The sequence below is a fragment of the Acidimicrobiales bacterium genome, assembly GCA_022452145.1.
Classification (GTDB): domain Bacteria; phylum Actinomycetota; class Acidimicrobiia; order Acidimicrobiales; family MedAcidi-G1; genus UBA9410.
Map to the genome: position 1 here is coordinate 1 of JAKURY010000044.1, position 3,072 is coordinate 3,072.

The window sequence follows — 3,072 nt, forward strand, 5'->3', positions numbered from 1 at the left end:
GACTTCGCCAGCTGGTTCAGCGCCCAGCCCATGTTCGACCAGGTCCTGCGGGACCAGCCCGACCTGCTGGACTGACCGCCGGAAGGTCGGGGTCAGCCCCTGACGAAGGGTAGAGCCACCACGATGGCGGCGACCTCGGTTCCCCGCTGGTCCAGGGCCACCACGTCGCCGGGAACCAGTTCCAGGGTCAGGAAGGCCATGGCGATGGCGGCGGTGCGAAACCCGGTCGACCACCGACGGTCAGGGTACAGGTGGGTGTGCGTTTGGCCGGTTTGGCCGGATCAGGGTCGGATAGATCTATTTGGACCGGTGGGCTGGCCCTGCCTGGCTCTGTCCCCGGGGTGCGTCAGGCCTACGTGTTGGTGGATTCGCGGATGTGGCGTTCAAGCCACTCCCTGGAGACCATCCCGGCCTTCGTATCGATGATCGTTCCGTCGGGGCCGATGAAGAACGTCGTCGGGGTCGTCATCACCTCGAAGTCGAGGCTGGCGCTGCCGTCACGGTCCATCAGGAACGGGTAGGTGAGGCCGTGGCGGGAGATGAAGTCCGTGATCACCTGGTCGCTCTCCCGGACGCTCACCGAGAGCACCGTGAAGCCCTCGTCCCTGTGGTTGTCGTAGGCCGCCCGCAACTCGGGGGCACTGGCGGTGCAGACCGGTCAATAACTGTGCATGAACGTGACGGCGACCGGCCGGCCCAGGTAGTCGCTCAGGGCCACAGGCTCACCGTCGACGGTGGTGAGCTCGAGGACCGGGGCGACGCGCCCAGCGGCCGGCTCGGATCCGCAGCCCACGAGGAGGAACCCTCCGACGACGATGGACGCCGAGGCGATGACCACCCGACGGGCGTGCACCGCTCGTCGTACCTTCCCCCGCCGTTTCTCCCGGCGTGCGCTCCTCTGCTGCGTCGGTTCGGTCATCGAATCATCCCGGGTTGACAGTAGGGGTCGTTCCCCGTCCACGCCATCGCGACGCGGTGGCCGACCGCGGTGGAGTCGCGGGCTCCGGTCAGGAGCCGTGTTCGACGCCGTAGCCCGCCAGCCCGATGGCGGCGATGACGGCGTCGTCCGAGACGGTGCCGGCGACCTGGACTTCTCTCCGGTCCACCGTCACGACGGCGGAGTCGACCTCCGGAACCGCCGCCAGGGCCTCCTCGATGGCCCTCTTGCAGTGGTCGCAGGAGATGTCCGGAACGTTGAACACCCGGTTCGTCATCTGGTCGTCCTCTCGTGGTCAGTCATTGAAGCCGTGTCGTGGGTGGCCGTCGGGCGGCGGTAGCCGTCGAACCGGCGCAGTCGGAGCGAGTTGGTGACCACGAACACCGACGAGAACCCCATTGCCCCGGCGGCGATCATCGGGTTGAGGATGCCGAGGGCGGCTAGCGGGATGGCTGCGGTGTTGTAGGCGAACGCCCAGAAGAGGTTGCCCTTGATGGTGGCCAGGGTCTGTCGCGAGAGTGCGATTGCATCGGCAACGGCTCTCAGGTCGCCTGAGACGATCGTGAGGTCCGACGTCTCGATCGCCACGTCGGTTCCGGTGCCGACGGCGATGCCGAGGTCCGAGCGTGCCAGCGCCGGGGCGTCGTTGATGCCGTCACCGACCATTGCCACCACCTGGCCCTCGGCCTGGAGGCGCTGGATCTCCGCGTCCTTGTCCTCCGGCATCACCTCGGCGACGACCCGGTCGATTCCGACCGCCGATGCCACGGCCTGTGCCGTCCTGGCGTTGTCTCCGGTCAGCAGCGTCACGTCGAGGCCCAGGTCCCGGAACGCGGCGACCGCTTCGGCGCTCGTCGGCCTGATCCGGTCGGCCACGACCAGGACACCTCGGGCCGTGCCGTCCCAGCCTGCAAGGACGGCCGTGCCGCCCGTGTCCTCGGCCTCGGCCATGGCAGCGAGGAGGCCTTCGTGGACCTCGTCGAACAGCTGGATTCGCCCGACGACCACCTCGACGCCGGCGACAGTGGCCTGTACTCCCAGCCCCGGGAGGTTCTGGAAGCCGGAGACCGGCTGGATGTCGGGTGCCGCGGCGACGATCGCCTCTCCTACCGGGTGCTCGGATCGGGACTCGACGGAGGCGGCCCGTTGCAACACCTCGCTGCGATCCGTCCCGAGTGCCGCCGTGACCGACACGAGCTCCATCCGACCCTCGGTAACGGTGCCGGTCTTGTCGACCACGAGGTGGTTGACCTGACGGGTCGCCTCGAGCACCTCGCCACCCTTGATGATCACCCCGAGGGATGCGCCACGACCCGTGCCGACCATGATCGCGGTGGGGGTGGCGAGGCCGAGCGCACAGGGGCAGGCGATTATCAGGACGGCGACCGCAGCCGTGAAGGCCTCGCTTGCCGGACGTCCCGCTACGAGCCAGCCGATGAGGGTCACCCCGGCGATTCCGAGCGCCGTGGGGACGAAGACGGCCGATACGCGATCGGCGAGTCGCTGCACGGGGGCGGTGGACGCCTGCGCCTCGTTCACGAGGCGCATTATCTGGGCCAGCTTCGTGTCGCCACCGACCCTCACGGCCTCGACGGTCAGCGAGCCGTTGCCGTTGATGGTCGCACCGATCACCTCGTCACCGACTCCGACCACGACCGGCACGGGCTCGCCGGTGATCATGGAGGCATCCACGCTGCTGGCTCCGTCCACCACCAGGCCGTCGACGGGGACCTTCTCGCCCGGTCGCACCACCAGCCGCATGCCGACCCTCAGGTCATCGACGTCGATCGTGGTGCCGTCCTCGAGCCGGGCAGTGCTGGCGCCGAGGCCGGCGAGTGCCCTGATGGCGTCTCCGGACCGGCGCTTGGCACGGGCCTCGAACCACCGGCCGAGGAGGATCAGCGTGACGATGACCGCGGCCGTCTCGAAGTAGACGTGGCCATCGACGGCGAGGAGGGCGACGGCCGACCAGGCCCATGCCGCTCCCGTACCCATCGACACGAGGGTGTCCATCGTGGTCGAGCCGTGGCGGAGGTTGCGCAGCGCCGTCCGGTGGAACGGCCAGCCGACCCACCAGACCACGGGGGTTGCAAGGGCGGCGACCACCCACTCCCACCCTCCGAACTGGAGGGTCG

General features: G+C 69.0%; 4 protein-coding genes. All 4 read right to left on the reverse strand.

Annotation, left to right across the window (positions count from 1 at the left end; all coding sequences use genetic code 11):
* Positions 1 to 352: 352 nt before the first annotated feature.
* Positions 353 to 631 carry a TlpA family protein disulfide reductase gene (locus MK177_10250; protein MCH2427696.1) on the reverse strand — a complete coding sequence of 93 codons (279 nt, stop codon included), beginning with the start codon at positions 629 to 631 and terminating at the stop codon, positions 353 to 355.
* Between the two features lie 27 nt (positions 632 to 658).
* The gene (locus MK177_10255) at positions 659 to 919 is read right to left on the reverse strand and encodes a peroxiredoxin family protein (protein MCH2427697.1); all 261 of its coding nucleotides are present in this window, start codon (positions 917 to 919) and stop codon (positions 659 to 661) included.
* Positions 920 to 1,007: 88 nt separating this feature from the next.
* Positions 1,008 to 1,214 carry a heavy-metal-associated domain-containing protein gene (locus MK177_10260; protein MCH2427698.1) on the reverse strand — a complete coding sequence of 69 codons (207 nt, stop codon included), beginning with the start codon at positions 1,212 to 1,214 and terminating at the stop codon, positions 1,008 to 1,010.
* The coding region (gene cadA / locus MK177_10265) for a cadmium-translocating P-type ATPase (GenBank protein MCH2427699.1) at positions 1,211 to 3,072 on the reverse strand (1,862 nt) is incomplete at its 5' end. The genes cadA and MK177_10260, both read right to left, overlap by 4 nt.

What these genes read in the sequence shown, in the direction of transcription:
- MK177_10255 (MCH2427697.1), bottom strand. Translation starts at nt 919, where the DNA reads ATGACCGAACCGACGCAGCAGAGGAGCGCACGCCGGGAGAAACGGCGG.
- MK177_10260 (MCH2427698.1), bottom strand. Translation starts at nt 1,214, where the DNA reads ATGACGAACCGGGTGTTCAACGTTCCGGACATCTCCTGCGACCACTGC.